The following is a 19528-nucleotide window of genomic DNA, read 5'->3' as shown; positions in this document are numbered from 1 at the left end:
TTATATTTTTTCTTATAAACAAAGTTGAAATGGCTGCATCTAAAATAAAATATTGCTACGGCTTTTTTGAATGGAAACATTACTTTTATAAAGTTTTATGCTCCCGTAAAAGTAAAGTTATTTCATGCTATCTATCTTCATCGATAAAGCTATAAAAGCACCACGCTAGTTCATGGAATCTACTTCGTTGGATTTATACGCTTCTTTTATAATAATTTTAAAGTTGGATGCCAGATGAATATTTTTGTTAAAATTGACAGTTCATATTTAATTGGTTAAATAATAAAGAAGGTAATAAGTTAACAGGAGTGTTGTGATGAGTAATAATAAATTTAAAGTAAAGAGAATAACAGTGGTTTCAGCTTTGTGTTTTTCTGTATTATATACAAATACAGCTTTCGCTGTCTGGCCCGTCACAGAAGAGGTTTTGACACCGTATCTTATGGGGGCTTCACCCCAATCTATGGGCAATGGAATAATTGAAACATTAGTCTCAATGAACGACAAGCTGGCACAAGCAACCATAACAGCCAGTGAGAATCAGAAGAATGCGGTTGTCAGTAATGCCAGTCAGGCAATCCAAGAACAGCGCATGAAAAATATCTTAAACAGAATACCTGATGCCAACGCCTGTGAAGAAGTCACGAGCGCAGGTGGTCGTGGTGCAGCAGGATCGAATACAAGCTCAGCTAAAGAGGCTTTATCTGAAAACAGCGTTAAGATGTTTACACAAGCAAATACCAGAATAAATGAGGCCAAGAAAAACATCATGGGCAGAGTATCAATAAATGTTTGCTCCGAAGATGATGTGAAATATAACAGAGGTGGGTGCAATACTATAGGTCAGTATCCTGATAAAGATAAGTCGGCATCAAGCCTGATTACACCACCATTATCTAAATCCGATGCATTGTCTAATAAGGTTTCGAATCAGTCCTATTCTGTTGAGCAGATTGAAGTTGCTGAAGCGGCAAAAAGAAATCTTATAGGGAACTTGCCCGTTGAACCATTGAAGAACAAAGGATTAGAAGACACAAATGAAGGTCGAGAATATTTATCGGCCTTTTCGAGCTTTGTCTCCAGAAGCACTGCTGGAACAAACGCCATTGATTCCGTACTGGCAATGAAAAAAGCAAGTAATATATCAGTGAACTCCAGAGGGGCCAAAATAGGATCCACATTAGGCTCTACGCAGGGAGCAAACCTTGCTTGGTCAGATGCTTCCGTAAAAAACAAGTATGCGACCTTATTTCCCGGCACAACATTCCCGGATAATCCTTCAGAGTGGGAAATGTTAAGATATGAGATCTATTCACGCTATGCAGATACAACAGGTGCTGACGCTTGGCAGGTAAAAATCAGTAGTGCTGATGAAAAAGAAACTGCGCATGAGCAGGCAAGAATGCAGGCACTTGATTTAAGATTACAAATGCTTCAAATCGAAAGAACAGAAGACACAAATATTTTGCTTGCGGCTCTGTTAGGACAACAACTGCAACCGGTTGATAAGCAAATGCTGAATAATTTAAAAACAAATGCGACAAGAGCGACTCAGGCAAGTGAATAAATTCCTGTAGACTGCCTTGACTTATTAATGATAGATGTTAAATAATTTCCATATTTTCAATATGGAGGTTATTATGTTATTCATCAGGTATCTAAAAGAACATAGAAAAAAGAACTATTTATTTCTTATTGTGAGTGTTTTTGTGAACTTAATAGCAATGAATCAAAAGGTTTATGCATTTAATTTATTGTTTATCTTTATACATGTATTTTGGTATATCATCCTCAGGGCAGATATGGACTCTAAGGATGAGTGATTTCATTTTTCTTTTGATTTTTTAAAAGAAATAAAGCTATTATATAAATCTATTGCAGTGATATAAAAACGAACGGATGCAGCTACAGCAAAAACATATGTAATCAAAAAACCTAATCCATTTATCATATGCTTTTCAAAAAAATCGACATCATCACTTGCTGTGTTAATGACGAGATATGCTGATGTAATAGTAGCCACCAGAAAAAGAGCACAATCAGAACCAGATCTAAGCAAATCTCCATAGCGTTTGTAAGTCCCGTGTGCTAATAACCCTCCCCAAATAATAGGCAACAGGAACAGGATTTGCATACTATATGTGAGGATGTAATAACCTATGATATTTAAGGCATTTAATAAAGAAAAAATAAAAATAGCCTTTCTTAATTTATTTTCGCAAGGAGAAGTTGTAAATGTGTTTTTTAGTTCAGTGCGCATGAAGTTAATAAAGGCTTTTGATTTCATAATTAAGAACTCTTTTATTGGCATGTTAATCCCTGTAGGTTGGTTCAACAAACCCGCCCAAGAAAAATGAGCGGATTTGGTAGACATATGGTATGAAGATTACTTGATCTCGAAATCTTCCAGTGTCTTACCGGCTTCGAGCGCAGCAGCGATAGCACGAGGAGTTCGGCCCTGACCTGTCCACGTCTTTTCCGAACCATCGGTATCAACATATTTATACTTAGCTGGACGTGGGGCGCGTTTCGCTCCTGTCTTGGAAGAAGATGGGCTAACAGTTGAAAGCAACTCTGCCGGGTCTATGCCATCTTCCAACAACTTCTGACGGAATGCTTCCAGCTTGGCCTGTTTCTCTTCCTGCTGTTTTAGAAATGAGGCCTCTTCTTCACGACGTTCTTCTACAACGATAGTGAGTTTTTCTAACATCTCTTCCAAGGTTTCGAGTGTCAGTTCACGAGCCTGAGCACGGAGAGTACGAATATTGTTGATGATCTTTAAAGCATCAGACATGCGATTTCCCTAATGTTTGTGGTAAAGAATACAAGCAATAACATCATAGTTTTAATCGTTCCTGTGCACAAAATCAATACATTATACGGTATAGACATTAGTTCCATCCTGAGTTCAAATTTATTATTTGGGTTTGTGATTATCTTTAGCCGAGCGGATTTCTTCAGGTGATATATTATCAATGCGGTTTTTAAATTTCCTTGAAAATCTGTTTTTCTCAATGCATTTTTTCTCGGCCTCTTCCTGATTATTAATGTAGTATTCGATTGTATTGCCGTTATCCAAGTCATAAATGACAGAAATCAAGATATTAATATTCTCATCTCTACTATCATGTGTAATGTCAAACTTAGATATTAGCTTTGATACAACAACGTAATTTGGATGCAAAGTAGTTGTCATGATGAGTATTCCATAAAATGGATGGTTGATGTATAGGCGTGTTTTTAGGAGACACAGCAGGTTAGTGTCTTATTAAAATAAATATAATGTTATGAACGAATAGTTAATTACTTATTATGGTTTGTTTTTTATCTCTCTATTAGGAAATGGAAACTCAAGATAATCGTCAGCAAGATTATTATCTTTTATGGCATTCCACCATCTTTCTCTATAGTCCTGCTGATTACACAAAATTCTTTGTCTTTGCATTTCATCAAGGATGAATTCATTTTTATCCGGCCATTCCTCCTGAAGTCTGCGAACCGTTCTGAAGAGAATGTTTTTATGTAAAGCTACACGAAAGAAATTTTGTTTATATTCTTCAAGACGTTGCTCATAATCAGCCACAACCTTCTTATGGCTATTGATTGTGTTATTCAACTGCATCTGTATTCTGCTAACCCTGTCATTAGCCATAGACGCTTCAAACTGCGCCTGTTGAGAATCCAGCCTTGCCTCATTTGCCTGTTGGTAAGAGTCTACAATTTCTCTATTACGTTGCGCCGCATTATAATCATAATTCCAAAAAGGATTTTTCCCAGACATAAATATACCTCGATATCAATTATTCTATGTGTATATAATTAAACATTAATTTGCTAAAAAGCAAATAATTCTATTAATTAATATCATTAGTCAGATATTTATTTTCCTTTTGCTTAATACTTTGTTTATGGGTCAAAGAAAATATGGTTATTAAATACTTCCACCCATTGCTCGCAAATATAATGTGCGTGAGATGGAACCCTGAACGTCCAGACTGGATTTAATACATCATCAATCATAATACAGTTCTCGGCATCATCGGATCTGCAATCAGGCAGCGAGTAGTTGATTTCCCTGATGTTGTTATATGAATATATAAATGTGCTGTTCATATTTTTACGCAATGTCGAAGACATTACGTTATTCTTTATATTATTTTTACGCAACTGCTTGGCAGTTACGTTTTTCTTTATATTATGGTTAAAGAGAAGAACCGAGCGTTGCATTAAATTAATGGTGAAGCCCGCCTGTTCGTATTCGTAAGACAAAGCAGCATCGCTGAACGAGTCAACAAAAGCGATTTTTTGATCTTTTTCGAAGATTTCCATAGAGCTTCGCTCGTTGTTGTTTTCCATGCTCATCCCTCTCTGTTTTACTGCTTTATCTCAGCCCAGCATAGCCGCCAGTGCCAACATACTCAAGCAAAATGATCTGTAAAATCGATCGATAAATTCATATTGATAGACATTAACGATTGAAAGTGATTTATCGATCGGTTTTTTAATTGATATTATCGATCGATATATTATTTATGATAGTCTGAGACTATCATTTGTTTTATATCGATCGATTTAAACGATGTGACGAACACTAAAAATAATTCAATTCTATCAATTGATTAGACGATAACTCCTGATCTATAGGTCAGTGCGCCGGGATTGGGGTATACGAATCTGACTAAATCCTTGAGGAATAAATGAAAGGACATAACTTCTTACCACTGGCGATCTCTCTGGTGTTTCTTTCTGGCTGCCAGCAACTCAACGAAGGCGTGAATAGCGTTAATGGGGCAATTAACTCTTCACTGGCATCATTGAACAGCACCGTTGATAAAGCGCTGGGGGGGGCAGCTTCCGGTCAGGTTAGTGGTCCAGCAACGTCCATTACTGGCCTTGGTGCTGTCTGCAAAGACTATGAAGAAAATGCGATGGCGGCAGAAAAGAAATGGACTGGCAAAAGGATCTCTATCACCAATGCCACTGTTCTTGAGGTTACGAAGGGCAGAAGTGCCAGCGATATGATGACGGGAATGCCCAAATCAGCCCCTAATTATTATCTGCTCTTTAAAACAGCCGATACAAGCTACTGCGGCGGGATGGTCTGGCTGGATTACTACTCTGGTATTGATGATGCGGTTCTTACTTACAAGAAAGGCCAGAAAGTCAGTGTCACTGGAACAGTCAACAACTTCGAAGTTCGTGGCTTCGCCACAGTAAACAATGCCGATATGCCAGTTCGTCTGGTTGTTCTGAGAAACGGCACTATCAATCATTAAAAGGAATAAGAACCATGAGTAAATTTTTAGTCATTGCAGGACTTGCCGTGTTGTTATCAGGCTGCGGTGAAAAAGGCGACTTTGAGAAAGCGATAAACGAGCATATATCAAAATCTAAGGTCTGCTACTCCCTTCAGGACAATGACTTTACGTTCAATAAAGGTTTTCCGGTTAAGGTCAACCATGGCTATCGTTCTGCTGGATACAGTGCCAGTGATGAAATCTTGAAAGGTCTGGCTAATCAGGGACTGCTTGATGTTTCGCAGCAACCTAACGGCTTTAGCAGCGTAGATGTTCTGGAAGTAACAGACAAAGGCCAAGAGGTTGAGTTTTGGGATCGTAAAGATGGTGCCTGTGTTGGTCACCGTGCCGTAGCTGAGGTTAAAAGCTGGACTGAACCGAGTGAGGGTAATGGCGTTAAAATGACGCAAGTGACCTATACGTGGAAACTGGATGGCGTGCCGGGCTGGGTTGATAAAAATGCCTTCTCTGGCGTGAAAGGGATGTCTGAACCAGAAGAAGCCAAAATTGTTCTGGTGAAAACCAATAACGGTTGGCAAGCCCGGTAATTACAGGAAGAACGCTATGAACTCTATCTATTGGGTGCTTATCATCGGTCTGCTGATGAACATACCATCACTGACTCCGATGCTGTTTCTCCGTAAGACGCAAAAGAACGTGAAGGTATGGATGGCGGTCAGACTTTTTCTGCTCAACGCCTTCTTGGTGCTGTCCTTGGTGACGGTATCGCAGAACATTACACAAAAATATGGACTGTTTCCTATATGGCTGGTATGTGTTGCTATCGCTCTTTTTATGGTCACTCTACTACCAACAGTGAAATTTGTGCGTAAACATTTAACTGTTGGTAAAAGCAGAACCGTTATCCTTTCATCGTTCCTGATTGTCTATGCGGTCAGGTTTAATGGCGTGTTTTCAGATGTGAATGGAAGTGGATATACGATTAACGGCTATAATACAGTATGGACATTCTTTTTCCTGTTTGCCTGCCTGTTGGCTTACATCGGTTGTTCTATGAATGGGAAACACTATGGGACATATATCCGCACAGCCACTTCACAGCCTAATGGTTATAAGGCCTATGCTCCCCAATCAGAGATTGATGCCGATATTGCTGTGAAAGGATCAAGTGTGTTATTTGATCCAAATCTGGATGTTGTGGAACAACAGCGTTATCGTGATGCAATTGAAAAGCGAAATAATGATAGCTGGTAAGTTTTTTTAATCTGTAACCTTTAATTCATATAGCCCTGTTTGATACAGGGCTTATTGTATTGAACAACATATCAAATACATTCAGGTTTGATTGTTCTTAAATTGTCTTTAAATATTTTTGACATTTATTGTTTATATGGTATTAAATATAAAACAATAAAGGAGATAATAATGAGAAATAAAAAAGATGATGTTTTATGTGAGATAGTTAAAGCTTCAGTGATCATTGAAGAAAAAACAGGTATTAACAGAGATGAGTTTGATAAATATCCTTCAGAAGATCTAATAAAGATACTTGTTGGGATGCTGATGCCATCACAAATATCTTTTCTCAAAGAGAATCTTAAAGGATATGAATATCCATCTGATGATAAAAATATTAAATGGTTCTGTGATGCTTGGTCATTTTATTTTTATGACAGGGCGGAATAAGATGAATCTTTATCTGAATAATAGATTCTTGTATAGATAAAAAATTAATACTTACCAATAGCAAGGCATAAATGATAATGTTATGTTTAAGCGGAGAGTTTGATTTTAATATTTCCAGTAAATATAGAAAACGTCTTATCACACGATCGTGGTTTTATATTAAATATATATCTCACAGCTTAAATCTCAGTATTAATAAATATGGCAATTAAAGATTATGGGGGCAGGGTATAAATTATTAAAATCGAGGTTCATTTATAATGAAATGAGTATGGTATTTAGAAAAGCACTGCTTGAGTGCTTTTCTAATATTCAATATTCATGATTTTGGTGGAAGTAATATACTTTCAATTATTTCAAAGAATAGCTCTTTTGACATGCGCTTTGAGTTTTCCTGCCAAGCACTAGGGTTTTGAGTATCATATTGAACAAAAGTCCAATATGGTTCGGCTTCATTTTTATTGGCAGACAAACCGAAATAGTATTGAATGAATGAATTTGCGTTAGTAAAATCTAATTTTATGATACCTAGAAAAGTTCCACGTTCTACTCCTTGCGGAATAAACTGAACTTTTTTACCATCATATTCAATGCTTATGCCTGTTGTTTGAAATAAATGACCATAATCGTAATAACTAATGTTAAGTGATGAGATATTTAAATCTGCACTACTGGCCCATTCAATAACTTGTTGTATGAAATCATTTTGGTGTTTTTGATAAAAACTAATTTTTTCAGCAATGATTTGTTTTTTACGCTCTGCATCAATTTGATTTTTCCTAACAAGTTCATCTTTTTCTTGTTGAGCAGCTAGTAATTTTTTTTTGAAAGCATCCTCAGGAGTTGACATGATAACCTCGACTAATTGATGAAAGTAAGATACATTATCGTTTCTTTAATATTCTCAATCAATGTATGAAATATCTTATCACAATGCAATTGAAAATCAAAAAAACAAAATAATATACCATTTTAGTTGATAGAATTCAAGGTTTTGAGTACTTAGGAATATAGTCATGATGTTATTTAGTATATGATATGGTCAATCTTTAGGGGAAAGATATATTTTTGGGAATTATATTATCATTTATAATCTATTTTTATAGGGAGCATTTGGTTTCAATTTAGGTGCTAACGATTTCTTATCAGCCACGAGCGAAGGCATGTAGTCGAGCTCTCTATCAGTTTGTGCTGTATTAGCTAGACGGCTTGGAAAACGCTTAATCTCATCAGGTGTTGGCTTGTAACCAGAGAACTCTTTATCATCACCGTTGAATCTGGCTCGTTGTTCATGGTCAGCGCGTGATACATAGACACCCAGCACTTCATCAAAGACGTAATTTTCTGCTACATGCCTGTCATGTTCAATCTCGGTAGGATCAGGTTTCTTCTTAGCCCATATAAATTTCTCTTTGAAGAAACCGATCAAAAGCGTTGTAAAGCGTTTAAAGATATTATCCTGACGCGGATTAGCCTGTTTCCTTTTAACACTTTCAGCGGTACTTTTGGATGCCATATTTTTGGTTTTAGATGGAGATGTTTTCCAAAGAGTGTTTATGTCAGCATCAGCAACATTTGGTTCTGATATATTATTAATGACAACTTTACTCACTTTTTCTTTATCGCGGTAAGATTTAACTCCACGCACATGAGTATGAGGAATAGGCGCTACCAATACAGGTCTTTGTGCTTCATGAGAAGAAGAGCCGGAGCGCGTTTCTGGTAATACAATCTCTTCTGGTTCAGCAAGATGTGTAATCGTAAAGCTTCTGACATCAACGACGATTTCAAGATCAAGTTCCCTGAATGTTTTGTAGACTTCAACTGCCTCTTGCTTGGCAGCATCACGAACAGCCTGTTCTGCGGCTCTTTGCTCCTGAGCTGCTTTATTACGCCATTTAGCACTGTGGATACGTTTCATTGGAGGACGGTTTGTTTCAGCGGCCTTAGCAAGCCATAGCGCTTGTTCTTCATTGTCCAGAGTAGCCGCCGCTTTTTCTAATGCCTCTTCGTGCTGGGCCTGAAGGGAACGATGATCAATACGTTCTGACGAACCAGCAGCAGCAAGGTAGCTGTTCGCCATAGATGCCCATGATTCGCGCCACAACACAGACATTTTTCTGTCATTCCAGCTTCTTTCTTTTTTACCAAACCCTTCCGGGCCAATGGTTTTTAACGTCAACATAACGTGAGCATGTGGGTTGTCGCTATCGAGATCATGGAAAGCGATATCAGCAATCATGCCTTTATCAACGAAATTTTTCTGACAATACTCAAGGACAAGTTTTTTCTTGTCGTCATTGTTTAACTCGGCAGGAATAGCAACATCGAAATAACGAGCTGTTTGACCATTTTGCTGACGCTCGACCCGTTCAACTTCATTCCACAATGCTGTAGAATCTTTAACAATATGTTCTGGAGCATTAACAGGTGCTAATATGAAATGCCCATACAAATCAGTACGGCGACTATAATCATAGGTATCACCTGTTCTTTCATCTGTGATTCTGCAACGAGCATGATAGGCAGCTTTCGCAACGGAAGATTTGCCCTCACTTCGTTTCACAATTTTAAAATCAAGATGAAAAATAGCCATACAATAAAAAGAACCTCAATATAAATTTAAATATCAAACCAAAATATAAATCTCCAATGCGACTATGCTGGTTTTAGTTTTTCGCAAGAAAAACTCTGGTGTTGACGTTGACCTTGTTTCCGAAGGAAACGGTGTTAGCCTGCGGCAGGCAACCGTCGGTAGACCCCACACGCTCACGAAGTGAGTGTATAGGTGGGCATTGCTTTATTTTTATATCTCCTAAAGGAGCTAAAAAATAACGACAATGTTTTAAGTTTTTCTATATTATTAATAATAACGCTAGTTTCAATGCCTGTGAAATTAACAGGGCTAGAATCGGATAAACGGTTGAGGTAGAATAATAATATTGAATATTGGGGTTTTAGATAGCGCCCGTAAGGGCAAAAGTAGTTAAATTAGTCTCCCGCCGTAAGGCGGGAAAGTAGGATTTAGATAAAACAGTGAAAATAACAGATACTCTTATGTGTCGCACAATTCACAGGTTAAGACCAGAAATCAGTGTCTAAAAACAACAGGTAAAATTGTTTTCATTGTTTTGATAAAATAAGTAACGCGGAGAGTATCAGGTATTTTAAGTTAGTAATTGCACACGTTTGTGTTGCAAAATTTCATTTTGAGCTTACTGATATCTCATTTTTCAAACCAAAACACCATTTTTTCGGGATGAATCCTATCATTAACAGGGATGAACCCTGTTCTAGCAATGTGATTGTTTTGAACAATCACGAAGTACTGCGCCTCTTTCAACGCCACGGACCATTTCAAGCAGTTCAGCTTTACAAATGATGTTGATTTTCTATGTAAACTGGTATTTATTAATGTTATTAGAGTAGAAAGGATGCCAACATGATTCTATCTGAGAAAACGCTTGAAAAACTGAGGGTTTTGATCAATGAGGATACGGAGTATCGTTCCGGTCCAAAGCTTGTTCAGTTCTTTAATGATCTTGGTTTTCAAGATATATATGGACAGGGATTTCCGTCAAGGTGGATGTATACCGATGAAAAGTTGAACGTGATAAATGGTAGTCCGCAGTTAGATCGTTGTATCAAGAAATTGTTTGCTCCAATTAATTTTGTTGGCGATATACCTCGATTAGACTCCTTGATCACTGAATTTAATAAATATATGGCATTTGATAAATGGACGGTTAAACGGGTAAATGCTGAGATTGTTTTTGAGAAAAAGGATAAGATCGTTGTAGATACTGAGAATCAACGGAAGGATTCTGAAGATGATTTTTTGAGACGAGAGTTCAATAATGTTGAATTTACTTCTGATTTGATTGATCCATTTGTGGCGGATGTATTGAAGGGAAGAATCAAAGAAATTGAGAATTGTTATCCGGCAGGCGCGTATCTGTCAGTGATATTTCTTGCTGGAAGCACATTGGAAGGTTTTTTGCTGGGTGTTGCTTCGAAATATCCAAAATCGTTCAATACAACAAAATCATCGCCTAAAGATAATAGTGGAAAAATAAAACAATTTCATGAATGGTCATTGTCTTCCTTTATTGAAACAGTCAGAGAGTTAGGATTGATTGAGTATGATACATATCGATTCAGTCATACTCTCAGAGATTTTAGAAACTATATACATCCATACCAACAGCTATCGCATAAATTTAATCCGAGAGAACATACAGCCAAAATTTGTTTACAGGTACTAAAAGCAAGCATTACGGAGGTAAATGACCATATTTGGAAATTAAAATAGGTGCCATTATGGGCGAAAGTATTTTTATTGGGGTTTTATCATAATGACAAATCAATAACAGGTGGATCTGATGAACCTGATTTATTGAATAGACTAAATAGCTGCGTAGTTGAATTCGAAATGGAGAGCATTTAACCTTCTGCCTATGGTTTGACCTTTTCCTTTTTTAATTGTATTTGATGTTTTTAACAACTAAAAGGAAAAGTATTATGAATACGGATGATAACAGCAGAAAACCACGAACAGAAAAAACAATTAACCAAAAAATAGCTTCAGCACAGATGCGTTTGAATAGACTTAAAAGTAAAGAAAAATCCTTATCAAAGAGTGCTGAGACACGTCTGAAGATTATTTTAGGGGCAGAAGTAGCTAAAGCTGTTGGCTGTAAAGTAGAAGAGGTGGATAAAGAGTTAATATTAGGACTGATATTGCAATTATCGAATATTAGCATTGAAGATAAAGCAAAATTAAAATTACGAGGGAAAAGGTTTCTTGAGGATATGGTTGGGAGGCAGAAGTGAAGTGTCTATAGCCGTGAGAAACTTCTATATAATTTGATGCTTTATCTTGACATATATAACCTTGTGATTTATTTAAATGGTAGGTGTTTTATCCTATGCTGATGTTCCGAGCGCCCCAATAAGCTGTGAGCCGAGCGATCCAGAGTGAATAGGATAGAAATAAAAATGCTATTATCTATCTCTGGCTCTTTTATAGGAAACAGCGACGGGGAAAGGAGGTCAGCTAATAGCAGCCTTTTAAAATACTCTCTGGTTGTCATATACCTTGTCCTGATATTCAGAAATATAACATACGGTATAACAAAGATAAGGCGTCAGGAACTTGGTTTGATCCTCCAGACTGTTTGTTGTGGAGAATTAAATTTATGCAGGGTGAGCGTTTGTGATAATATTTAATTTAAATAGATAAATATATTTGACAATCAATATTTAATATTATATTTAATAAGTGTTCCTTGAGAACATTCACTTCAATGAAGTGTCTGATTGCCCCATATATGGGGAGTGGTTTACAGCCCAATGAGCTGATTTAGTTGCCCCAAGTATGGGGATATGTATTCTCTCCAATGGAGAGTTCCCTTAGCGGGAAATAAGAAAGGGCCGAAAGGCCCTTTGTTATATATCCGTCAGATGTTGCAAGATTGAAAACTTACATAAAATCAATTCTTTCTACGTTGGCGAACAATTTTAGCTTTGGCAATAATTGCTGTGAAGCTTACAGCCATTTGTATAGATTGAGTTGAATCTATGCAAGAATTTAACAATCGACCTAAAGTCAAATCATCAAAATTAGAATTAATAACATCATCAGTTGCTTGGTCGAGAGGGTCCTTCTCGTTACTTGTATCAATTCTATTATCTCTGATATGTGTGTCACAATTGTTTAAAGGTAATGTATATTGTGATTTAGAGTTTTTTACTTCAGACGAAATAGTTGGCTTTTGTGACCTTTTTTCAAAATCACTAAACTGATTTGTTATTTCTTTAGGAAGTTGCTCAGGATTTAACTCTAATTTAATTATATTTCTTCGTTTGACCAGAATAGTCTGACCAAAAGGTAATGAAAACCATTGCCATACAGCATTATTGGCATGAAATTCTTCATTGTTAACTGGTATTAACTCACCAAGACCCATCATTGCTATATTATTTTTATGCAAACCTACGACATCAATTTGGTTAACAGGGGGAGTCCAGTTGCCAATGTCAGGATAATTAAATGCCTGATATTGAGCATTACCATTTCCCATATTCATTAAGCGCAATGCTTCGGTGATTATATAGTCTTTATCTTGTATAGCCCAATCAGGGTGGGTATCGCATATTGCCCCCAGCATTGCACCACACATTGTTGCTATGGTATCTGTATCACTATCTAGCTCATTTGCTGAACAAATTAATGCTTCTTTGATACCTATATCTTTATACATATAGGCCAATGCTGAAGCAGCAAGTGCAGTTTTAATACCAGAGCCACGGAATTTACTTGTCAGGCAACCTAACCTATCTAGAATTTCATGGTAGCACTCATTACTTGAAGTTACGACCAACTTTGATATCTTATCAATGTCATTCAGTAGTTCAATTTTTATCTTTTCAATAGAGTTAGATAATGAGGTTTTATTATTTTCCTCCCATGCTGATAACCAGAATGTATTAAGCTGAGAGTCATTGGTAATAATATATGGAATGTCAGATAATTTTTCTACATAGGAAAGCCAATCTTTTGGTGACGGTATTTTTTTATTCGCAATTGTATCATAAAGAGCTAATGCATGAAAAAATGCACCGCAAAACCCATGGGGGTGACCATGAGTAACTAAAGAATCTCTTAGTGTATTTAATAAATAGTTATCTTGATAATCTTTATTGAACGAACTCCAAACATGAGGCTGAATGCGCATTGCTGCACCATTTCCTCCGCTTGTAAAATAATTTTGTTTCCCGTTTTCAAAAAAGTTAGAAAACCAAGAGACTGTTCTTTTCGATAAGTTTTGGGCCGCAGTTTTAGTTCCTAGACCACCACCTAAAGCATAACTGGGCCATATAGTAAGTTCTATTTTCGCGAAACTTTCCACATCGAAAAAACCACCTTCACGTATTGAACGTGAAACTGCAAGTCTCAACTGAGTATCATCAGAATATGCACCAGCAGGTAATTTAGCTTTGACGCCGCCTTTGCCGCCTATAACTCGTTCCCAAGGTTGAGTCTGGATTGCTCTGGCCGAACCAATCCGACGTTTAACGCCATTCTCCCCATGGGATAGTTCTGTTATCCAACCTAGAGCGTCGCCAGCAGCAGCCCATAATGATGAATTAATAATGCTTTTTTCGAGAGTTGAAATCTCTTTAACTATTTGATTTTTCATTGTTTTCAATTTGGCATCCCCGCAAATTTTTCTGGAGAAATCACGATCTCAATTCCATCAAACTCAAATTCATCTAGCCATCCTCCAACTATATCATGTGTTTCGTCATCAATCACATAGATGCGTTTTAGCCAATTGGTAGAAAGTTCTTGAGGGTAAAGGACTTCAGCTTGTTCGCAAGTTGGCAAGCATAGTGGCCGATTCCGACGAAAAGCTTTCCATCCCGTTTTTCTCTCTATGATTGGTTCAAAAAGAGAATCGAACCCAGTACTCCCTGACTGCCGTATGCATGGGGCATAGGAGTTATTTGTAGTGGCGAAATAAACATTTTCATGAGTAATAATGATTGGGTCAAAAGATAATATTGACCACCATATGTTTTGATCTTTATGCCATCTCTTGGATACATCAAAATACCTTCTATTGATCTCAGAAATTGATAAGTTTACATAGTCTATCCAGTTTTCTTTTTTATCAAAATATTCTGAAATTTCAGGGCGAATGGCTGCATTTGGATATAGTATATGCTGTAATAACTTATCATCTGTAAGCCGATATCTTGATAGGAGCTTTTTGCTAACTAAGGTTCCTAATAATCCTCTATTAGTTGTGAAATGTAATATTTCTGATATTCCTCTTCCCTTGTAATTAATCATTATAGGTTTACCTCTTTGTATGTCCCTTCCTCAAGGAATTGCAAGAGGTCAGACTCTTCTCCTTTTTTATAGCCTAAAAAAACACCTTTCCGGGACCTAGCTATTGCCATAGCTAATAATTTTCTTAAAACCAAAAATTGGTCATCAATGTTTTCTTCAGAGTAAGTAGTCGTCTGATCACTAAGCCCTAAAATGAATACGTAATCAAATTCTAATCCTTTAACTGAGTGAAATGTTGATAAGGCTATACTAGCATCCATATCGCACCAATCTGAGTCTCGTGTTATATCTCTAAAACTTAAGTTGTTAGAATGAAGTTTAGTCCTTAAAAATGAAAAAAAGCCGCCTCCTAGCGGATGTAAGAATGCAATAGTTTCGACATTTAAATCAATATTTCTTTTTATAAAATCTATCGCGTAGCTAATTTGATTTCTATATATACCACAAATGACTTCTGGTAAAATACCATCAGTAATGGCTTCATGTAAGTTTGGAATTGAGCCATCGTCTTCAACATTTATTCCTCGTAAAAAGGATGCTGCGAATTTTGCTATTTGTTTGGTATTTCTATAATTAATTTTTAGTCTGTGTGTTCTTTCTGGGCGGACGTCAAAACCAGCCTCAGACCATGTAAATCCTCTTGCATATATACGTTGGATTGTATCTGTAACAAAAGTAATCGTGTGGTAATCTGCGAGATGGTGCTTGATTGCACGAAGCTGATTTGCAGAAAAATCCTGTGTTTCATCAACAATGATAATTTCATAACCTAATGATGGGATATTTCTACCCATCATCACTGCAAGGTCATTCCAATCAATACTCCTATAATTCGATAGTGTTTTTTTATAGGGATTAACTATCTCATTTAAAATTCGCTGCCTTAATTCTCTATCGACTCTTGGCGTATTTCCTCGGCCTGTTCTTTCTGTATGTATATAATCATTAATGCTTTCAGGTGGATATCTACCTAGTAAGTATTCCACCTCTTTTATTACGTATTCTGGGGATAATATATTTGTGTTTCTAGCTAATGTATAAATGGTTTCATCAATTTTATCGAATATATTGGGGCGGCTATGTAACTTGTTGATCGCCCACCGACTAAATGTACTTATTTCAATATTTATTTTTATGCTGGGGTCAAGTTGACTATAAACTAAGTTTTTAATATATCCAGATAAAGTTCGGTTAAACGTTAATACTAAGATATTGATTGGTTCTATATTATTTTCTCGACGATGCTTTGTCTGGATCATGTAGCATAAAGATTTTAATCTCAATAGGGCGGTAGTAGTTTTACCGCTCCCTGCTGAACCATAAATGACTTCTACTCCCGGTCGATTCTGTCCCGCTAATGCACGCTGTTCGGGGGTTGGGGTGACTATTGACAAAAATCTCATAATATTTCCTTATAACTAAAAATGATATCAATGCAATAATAATATTTTGTGTATCGGGTATATGTCCTCACAAAGCTGATGTGCGATCTAATCAAATGCCACCCTTAGCATAAACGAAGTTAAATTCGCTGTGCAAACTCAAACGGTCTGACCATATCATTTCGATTGGCATCGAGATAATCAGCCCACCACTGAAGCATTAAGCGGCGCTGGTCAAGATGCTTGGCCTTGTGGGTATAAGCCGCACGGACGCTATTGCTTTCCTTATGACTCATCTGAAGCTCTACAGCGTCTTCTGACCACAAACCTGACTCAATTAGAGCACTACAGGCCAGCGTGCGGAAGCCATGACCACAAATGTCGTGTTTGGTATCGTAACCCATCTTACGTAGCGCCTTGTTTATGGTGTTTTCACTCATTGGCTTGAAGCTGTCGTAGCTGCCAGTAAAGATAAATCCTTCATCATTGCCATCTTCATAGGTGAGCTGTTTAATTTCTTTCAGCAACACGATTGCCTGACGGCAGAGAGGGATGAAATGCTTACGCTTCATCTTGGTGCCACGACCTGAATATTTCACGCCATCGATGACTTCCCGCTGTTCGGGGATAACCCACAGTTTGCTTTTGAAATCGATCTCTGACCATCTGGCGAAACGCAGCTCGCTGGAACGAACAAACACCAGCAGGTTAAGTTGAATCGTCAGTGTGGTCAGTCTGCGGCCTTTGTAGCCATCAATACGTTCAAGTAGCAATGGGATCTCTTCAAGCTCCAGCGCAGGGCGGTGTTCAGTTTCTGATTTCTGAATAGAACCTTCCAGATCGTAAGCCGGGTTATAGCGGATAAGCTGCTGTTGGACGGCATAGCGTAAAATGGACGTCACGTATTGCTTAACTCGTGTAGCAACTTCGAGATAGCCAAGGGCTTCTACTTTTTTTATGGGGGCTAACAGATCGCCAGTGGCAAGCTCGGTAACGTCTCGGTTGCCAATATCCGGGAAGATATAGGTTTCAAGGCGATTCAATACGGTATGACGATAATCTTCTGACCATTTCTTTTTGGTAGAAAACCAAGCTTTGGCCACAGCCTTGAAAGAGCGTGTGTTGTCGCGTTTGGCTTTCAGCTCTTTAACCTCTGCCTGTTTCTTTGCATTAGGGTCAATACCCTGAGCAAGAAGCCTTTTAGCTTCATCACGGCGCTGTCTTGCATCAGCAAGTGAAACAGCAGGGTAAACACCGATAGAGAAAAGTTTTTGCTTCCCTTCGAAACGATAGGCCATTTGCCAATATTTAGAACCCTTGGGGGTAACGCGAAGGAACATACCAAAGCCATCGGTTAGCTTGTATTCCTTATCAAGGGGCTTGGCGTTTTTTACTTTGGTATCAGTAAGTGGCATAACGGCATCCCTCGCTTGTTGGTAAAAACGCAATCGAACTACCATTACCAACATTTTTACCAGCAAATGGGTATGGCTTCGAGTGGTTTTTAGTGAACGAGGATGAACGTGAAAGAAGGGATAACCAACTGACAAAAATGCAGAAAGCAGACGTCAGTGAACGTCTGCTTCCCTTAAATTGGCTCCTCTGACTGGACTCGAACCAGTGACATACGGATTAACAGTCCGCCGTTCTACCGACTGAACTACAGAGGAATCGTTGTGGAGGCACATATTAGCGGCGAAAAAAATTTTGTCAAACACCAATTCTGGCTGTTCATGCTGATTGCCGATTCCGTCAACAATTTGTTGTAATTACCGACAAATATTAAGGAAAAATGTTTTGCAGGATTCGGGTTTCTCCCTCATCATTTGAAATGGAGTTTCAACTTTCTCACTAAGGTCCACTTTGAACGTCACCACCGCGCTCCGTCAGGCCGTCGCACGCACGCCCTGGTATAAAAAACGCAAAAGCTATCGAGTTCTCTTCTGGCGTGAAATCACCCCCCTTGCTGTACCTATTTTTCTGGAAAATACCTGCGTCCTGCTGATGGGGGTGTTGAGTACCTTCCTGGTGAGCTGGCTGGGAAAAGAAGCGATGGCGGGCGTCGGGCTCGCCGACAGTTTTAATATGGTGATCATGGCCTTTTTTGCGGCTATCGATCTTGGTACCACGGTGGTGGTGGCCTTTAGCCTGGGTAAACGTGACAGGCGTCGGGCGAGGGCGGCTGCACGGCAATCACTGGTGATTATGACATTGTTCGCCAGTGTGCTGGCGGCGGTTATCCACTATTTCGGTAGTGAGATTATTGATATTGTCGCCGGTGAAGCAACGCCGGAAGTGAAAGGGTTGGCCTTAACCTACCTTGAACTGACGGTATTGAGTTATCCGGCGGCGGCGATTGCGTTAATTGGTAGTGGCGCGCTGCGTGGTGCAGGGAATACGAAAATCCCGCTGATGATTAACGGTGGCATGAACATCCTCAATATTATCATCAGTAGCATCCTGATTTACGGGGCGTTCTCCTGGCAGGGGATGGGGTTCGCGGGCGCGGGACTGGGGTTAACCATTTCACGCTACATCGGCGCGGCGGCGATTATCTGGGTGCTGATGATAGGCTTTAACCCGGCGCTGCGCATTCCGCTGAAAAGCTATTTGAAACCGCTTAATTTCGCCATTATCTGGGAAGTGATGGGGATTGGGATCCCGGCGAGTATTGAGTCGGTGCTGTTTAACGGCGGGAAATTACTGACCCAAATGTTCGTTGCCGGTATGGGGACTAACGTTATCGCGGGCAATTTTATTGCATTTTCGGTGGCGGCGCTGATTAACCTGCCCGGTAACGCTCTGGGGTCGGCATCGACCATCATCACGGGCAAACGTCTGGGTACCGGGCAGATTGGTCAGGCGGAGCGACAACTGCGCCATGTCTTCTGGATGTCGACCATCGTACTGACGGCCATTGCCTGGGGTACCGCACCCTTTGCGGGGCTGTTCGCGTCGTTCTATACCCAGGAGCAGGATGTAAAAGAAGTGGTGAAAGTGCTGCTGTGGCTGAACGCCGCATTTATGCCGATCTGGGCCGCTTCCTGGGTGCTTCCCTCGGGCTTTAAAGGCGCGCGTGATGTGCGCTTTGCGATGTGGGTATCAATGCTGGGGATGTGGGGCTGCCGCGTGGTGGCGGGCTATACGCTGGGTATTGTGCTCGGTATGGGCGTCGTCGGTGTGTGGTTAGGGATGTTCCTCGACTGGGCTGTCCGTGGCGCATTGTTCTACTGGCGACTGGTCAGTGGCCGCTGGCTGTGGAAATACCCGCGCGTGAAGATGGAGTAAGCGCCGTTGCTGTGAAAATCATCAGAAACCGATGATTTTTAACCGAAGTGTGGAAT

Annotated in this window: 20 protein-coding genes and 1 tRNA gene; 9 read left to right on the top strand and 12 right to left on the bottom strand. The window is 39.0% G+C overall.

The features are described from left to right. Positions 1-316 precede the first annotated feature (316 nt). Complete coding sequence (locus tag ACOXYR_RS07040) at positions 317-1567, top strand: hypothetical protein (protein ID WP_000069445.1); 1251 nt, start codon at positions 317-319, stop codon at positions 1565-1567. Positions 1568-1825: 258 nt separating this feature from the next. Here the strand turns inward: ACOXYR_RS07040 and ACOXYR_RS07035 are convergent, their stop codons facing one another. From ACOXYR_RS07035 to ACOXYR_RS07015, 5 genes are all read right to left on the bottom strand, one after another. Next, positions 1826-2374, bottom strand: coding sequence for a hypothetical protein (locus ACOXYR_RS07035; protein ID WP_421356435.1), 549 nt, complete (start codon positions 2372-2374; stop codon positions 1826-1828). 12 nt (positions 2375-2386) lie between these two features. Continuing rightward, entirely contained in the window at positions 2387-2794 is a 408-nt protein-coding gene (locus ACOXYR_RS07030) for an H-NS family histone-like protein (RefSeq protein ID WP_001278198.1), read from the bottom strand. Positions 2795-2917: 123 nt separating this feature from the next. Continuing rightward, positions 2918-3196 (bottom strand): hypothetical protein, encoded by a 279-nt coding sequence (locus tag ACOXYR_RS07025; protein WP_000214010.1) that lies wholly within the window; start codon positions 3194-3196, stop codon positions 2918-2920. 114 nt (positions 3197-3310) lie between these two features. Next, positions 3311-3781, bottom strand: a complete 471-nt coding sequence (locus tag ACOXYR_RS07020) for a hypothetical protein (RefSeq protein WP_000014600.1) — start codon at positions 3779-3781, stop codon at positions 3311-3313. Between the two features lie 125 nt (positions 3782-3906). After that, positions 3907-4356, bottom strand: coding sequence for a hypothetical protein (locus ACOXYR_RS07015; protein WP_000429935.1), 450 nt, complete (start codon positions 4354-4356; stop codon positions 3907-3909). Positions 4357-4697: 341 nt separating this feature from the next. On the opposite strand from ACOXYR_RS07015, the gene ACOXYR_RS07010 reads away from it, so the two are divergent. From ACOXYR_RS07010 to ACOXYR_RS06995, 4 genes are all read left to right on the top strand, one after another. Next, a complete protein-coding gene (locus ACOXYR_RS07010; protein ID WP_070612291.1) occupies positions 4698-5276 on the top strand; it encodes a hypothetical protein in 579 nt (192 codons plus the stop codon). Positions 5277-5290: 14 nt separating this feature from the next. After that, entirely contained in the window at positions 5291-5845 is a 555-nt protein-coding gene (locus tag ACOXYR_RS07005) for a hypothetical protein (RefSeq protein ID WP_000033071.1), read from the top strand. Positions 5846-5861: 16 nt separating this feature from the next. Next, a complete protein-coding gene (locus tag ACOXYR_RS07000; RefSeq protein WP_001084938.1) occupies positions 5862-6512 on the top strand; it encodes a hypothetical protein in 651 nt (216 codons plus the stop codon). Between the two features lie 171 nt (positions 6513-6683). Beyond that, on the top strand, positions 6684-6944 hold the full coding sequence (locus tag ACOXYR_RS06995) for a hypothetical protein (RefSeq protein ID WP_001244671.1): 261 nt from the start codon (positions 6684-6686) through the stop codon (positions 6942-6944). Positions 6945-7263: 319 nt separating this feature from the next. On the opposite strand, the gene ACOXYR_RS06990 is transcribed toward ACOXYR_RS06995, so the two are convergent. Together ACOXYR_RS06990 and mobQ are read right to left on the bottom strand one after the other, a co-directional pair. Continuing rightward, a complete protein-coding gene (locus ACOXYR_RS06990; RefSeq protein ID WP_000106676.1) occupies positions 7264-7794 on the bottom strand; it encodes a hypothetical protein in 531 nt (176 codons plus the stop codon). 237 nt (positions 7795-8031) lie between these two features. Then, on the bottom strand, positions 8032-9540 hold the full coding sequence (mobQ, locus tag ACOXYR_RS06985; protein ID WP_421356436.1) for a MobQ family relaxase: 1509 nt from the start codon (positions 9538-9540) through the stop codon (positions 8032-8034). 846 nt (positions 9541-10386) lie between these two features. Between mobQ and ACOXYR_RS06980 the strand changes: the two genes are divergently transcribed. Together ACOXYR_RS06980 and ACOXYR_RS06975 are read left to right on the top strand one after the other, a co-directional pair. Beyond that, on the top strand, positions 10387-11256 hold the full coding sequence (locus ACOXYR_RS06980; RefSeq protein ID WP_070612289.1) for a hypothetical protein: 870 nt from the start codon (positions 10387-10389) through the stop codon (positions 11254-11256). A 209-nt stretch (positions 11257-11465) separates the two neighbouring features. Continuing rightward, positions 11466-11777 (top strand): conjugal transfer protein TraD, encoded by a 312-nt coding sequence (locus ACOXYR_RS06975; RefSeq protein ID WP_048264286.1) that lies wholly within the window; start codon positions 11466-11468, stop codon positions 11775-11777. A 659-nt stretch (positions 11778-12436) separates the two neighbouring features. On the opposite strand, the gene ACOXYR_RS06970 is transcribed toward ACOXYR_RS06975, so the two are convergent. The 5 genes from ACOXYR_RS06970 to ACOXYR_RS06950 all read right to left on the bottom strand — a co-directional run bounded on the left by ACOXYR_RS06970 (position 12437) and on the right by ACOXYR_RS06950 (position 17854). After that, positions 12437-14146, bottom strand: a complete 1710-nt coding sequence (locus ACOXYR_RS06970; protein WP_077270049.1) for an ADP-ribosylglycohydrolase family protein — start codon at positions 14144-14146, stop codon at positions 12437-12439. Between the two features lie 5 nt (positions 14147-14151). Next, positions 14152-14802, bottom strand: coding sequence for a DarT ssDNA thymidine ADP-ribosyltransferase family protein (locus ACOXYR_RS06965; protein WP_077270048.1), 651 nt, complete (start codon positions 14800-14802; stop codon positions 14152-14154). Beyond that, complete coding sequence (locus ACOXYR_RS06960; RefSeq protein WP_070612288.1) at positions 14802-16205, bottom strand: UvrD-helicase domain-containing protein; 1404 nt, start codon at positions 16203-16205, stop codon at positions 14802-14804. Before ACOXYR_RS06960 ends, ACOXYR_RS06965 begins: the two co-directional genes overlap by 1 nt. Positions 16206-16324: 119 nt before the next feature. Further along, positions 16325-17599 (bottom strand): tyrosine-type recombinase/integrase, encoded by a 1275-nt coding sequence (locus ACOXYR_RS06955; protein ID WP_070612287.1) that lies wholly within the window; start codon positions 17597-17599, stop codon positions 16325-16327. A 179-nt stretch (positions 17600-17778) separates the two neighbouring features. Further along, positions 17779-17854: transfer RNA gene (locus ACOXYR_RS06950), tRNA-Asn, on the bottom strand. A gap of 6 nt (positions 17855-17860) precedes the next feature. Here ACOXYR_RS06950 and ACOXYR_RS06945 point away from each other — a divergent pair. Together ACOXYR_RS06945 and ACOXYR_RS06940 are read left to right on the top strand one after the other, a co-directional pair. Further along, on the top strand, positions 17861-17953 hold the full coding sequence (locus ACOXYR_RS06945) for a DUF5951 family protein (RefSeq protein ID WP_223145796.1): 93 nt from the start codon (positions 17861-17863) through the stop codon (positions 17951-17953). 94 nt (positions 17954-18047) lie between these two features. Then, positions 18048-19472, top strand: coding sequence for an EmmdR/YeeO family multidrug/toxin efflux MATE transporter (locus ACOXYR_RS06940; protein WP_108475190.1), 1425 nt, complete (start codon positions 18048-18050; stop codon positions 19470-19472). The last annotated feature ends 56 nt before the right edge of the window (positions 19473-19528 follow it).

The organism is Pseudocitrobacter faecalis, from assembly GCF_965231525.1.
Classification (GTDB): Bacteria; Pseudomonadota; Gammaproteobacteria; order Enterobacterales; family Enterobacteriaceae; genus Pseudocitrobacter; species Pseudocitrobacter faecalis.
Note: the sequence above shows the minus strand (reverse complement) of the source record. Positions and strands in the feature narration are given on the sequence as shown.